The sequence below is a fragment of the Streptomyces sp. NPDC000941 genome (assembly GCF_053599555.1).
The window spans coordinates 1-2,570 of the sequence record NZ_JBSFMM010000488.1; the positions used below are offsets into that span (position 1 = coordinate 1).

Below are 2,570 nucleotides of genomic sequence, written 5' to 3' on the forward strand. Positions count from 1 at the left end.
GTGGCGGAGCGGCTGGTCGGCGTACTGAAGGGTGCTGGTGGTGAGGATCAGGTGGCGGTGCGTTCGGCGGGTGTCTTCGGCCGTCGCCTGCTACGCGCCGGTGGTGGTGGGGGTGTCGGGGAGTGGCGTACGAGTGGCACGGCCCTGGTCACCGGTGGTACGGGTGCTCTGGGTGGGCATGTGGCGCGTTGGTTGGTGTCGCGTGGTGCGGAACATCTCGTACTGACCAGCCGCCGTGGTCTCGATGCCCCGGGTGCCGAGGAGCTCGCGTCCGAGCTGGTGGGCCTGGGCGTGGAGGTCACTGTCACCGCATGTGATGTGGCGGATCGGGCCGCGTTGGCCGGGCTGCTGTCTTCCATTCCTGCCGAGTATCCGCTGACGGCTGTGGTTCACGCTGCCGGTGTGCTGGACGACGGTGTGATCGAGTCGCTGACTCCTGAGCGCTTCGTGGGAGTGTTGCGTGCGAAGGCGGATGCCGCGCTGCACCTGCACGAGCTGACCAAGGACCTCGACCTCTCCGCGTTTGTGCTCTTCTCCTCCCTGGCCGGAGCCGTCGGTGGCGCCGGCCAGGGCAATTACGCCGCCGCGAACGCCTTCCTGGACGCCCTCGCGCAGCAGCGTCGCGTGCTCGGTCTGCCCGCCACCTCTGTGGCCTGGGGGCCCTGGGCCGAGGCCGGAATGGCCGTCGACGGGGTGAGCGAAGGCCGTATGGCGCGCAGTGGGCTTGTCGGGATGGCCGTTGATGAGGCGGTCGCCGTGCTCGGCCAGGTGCTGGAGCGTGACGAGTCGTGCGCCACGGTGGCGAACGTGGACTGGGACCGGTTCGCCGCGGAGTTCGCGGCCGACCGGCATTCTCCCCTGATCAGCGAGATCCCCGAAGCTCGCAAGGCACTGTCGGCGGCCGGTGTCGCGTCCGCGAGCCCGGCGGCGGACACAGCGGCCGCCTTGCGCGGACGGCTGGCCGGGCTGGTCTCGGCAGAGCAGCACCGGATGCTGCTCGAACTGGTGCGTACGCAGGTGGCGGCCGTGCTGGGACACGCCACCACTGACGCCATCCCCGCTGGCCGGGCCTTCAAGGAACTCGGCTTCGACTCGCTCACTGCCGTCCGACTCCGCAGGCGGCTCAGCAAGGCGGCTGGCCTGCGACTCGCTGCCACCATGGTCTTTGACTACCCAACGCCCAAGGCCCTCTCCGACTACCTGCTCGGTGAGTTGCAGGAAGATGGCCCGAAGCGCTTTCACGCCATTCTCGACGACCTCGAAAAGCTGGAGTCCAGCGTCGCCGAGATGGCCGCCGATGAGGACGCGCGCGGTGAAATCGAGCTGCGCCTCAAAGCGATTTTGAAGCTGTTCAGCACGGCGGAGGAAGATGACAACGCGCCCTCAGGGACCGAGAAGTTGGAGTCGGCTTCAGACGATGAAGTATTCGATTTCATCAGCAATGAGCTCGGGATATCGTGAATTGATCTCTGGGCGTTTCGACTTGATCGGCAGCAAATTCTTGATTTCCTGGGGTGGTACCGCGTGACGAACAGCAGCGAGGAAAAGCTTCGTTACTTCCTGAAGCGAGTGACCGGCGAGCTGCACGAAGCACGGCAACGCATCCAGGCGATGGAGTCCGGCGAGCAGGAGCCGATCGCGATCGTCGGCATGAGCTGTCGCTTTCCGGGAGGTGTGAACACCCCGGAGCAGCTGTGGGACCTGCTCGCCGCCGGTCGCGACGCGATCTCGGAGTTTCCGGCCGACCGTGGCTGGGACCTGGAGACGCTGTACGACTCGGACCCCGCCAATTCCGGCACCTCCTACGTACGGGAAGGCGGCTTCCTCGAAGGGGCCGACGCGTTCGATCCGGCATTTTTTGGAATCTCGCCGCGCGAGGCGCTTGCGATGGATCCCCAGCAGCGGCTGCTGCTGGAGACTTCGTGGGAGGCGTTCGAGCGCGCGCGGATCGACCCGGCCACGCTGCGCGGCGGCAAAACGGGCGTGTTCGTCGGCACTAACGGTCAGGATTACGCCGCGCTGCTGCGGCGGGCGCCCAAGCAGTCGGAGGGCTACCTCGCAACGGGGATAGCGGCGAGCGTGGTGTCGGGCCGCCTCTCGTACACCTTCGGCCTCGAAGGGCCGGCCGTCACGATCGACACTGCCTGCTCGGCTTCGTTGGTGGCGTTGCACCTGGCCGCGCAGGCATTGCGGCAGGGCGAGTGCTCGCTCGCGCTGGCGGGTGGCGCCACCGTGATGTCCACGCCTGAGGTGTTCGTCGAGTTCAGCCGCCAGCGCGGCCTTGCGTCCGACGGTCGCTGCAAGGCGTTTTCGGATGGCGCTGACGGCACCGCATGGGGCGAGGGCGCGGGCATGCTCTTGCTGGAGCGGTTGTCCGATGCGCGGCGCAACGGGCATCCGGTGCTTGCGGTGGTTCGTGGTTCGGCGGTGAACCAGGATGGTGCGTCGAATGGTCTGACCGCGCCGAACGGGCCGTCCCAGCAGCGCGTCATCCGCCAAGCGCTGGCCAGCGCGGGGGGGGGGGGCGGCCCCGCGGAGGGGAGAGCGGGGGGGTGGGGACGAGTGTGGAG

The 2,570-nt window shown here is 67.9% G+C and carries 1 protein-coding gene and 1 pseudogene; both read left to right on the forward strand.

Annotated features, from left to right (window positions below; all coding sequences use genetic code 11):
* A pseudogene (locus tag ACWDSL_RS52945) lies at nt 1-1,194 on the forward strand (beta-ketoacyl reductase); the annotation flags it as partial.
* A gap of 330 nt (nt 1,195-1,524) precedes the next feature.
* The coding region (locus ACWDSL_RS52950) for a beta-ketoacyl synthase N-terminal-like domain-containing protein (RefSeq protein ID WP_450496881.1) at nt 1,525-2,570 on the forward strand (1,046 nt) is incomplete at its 3' end.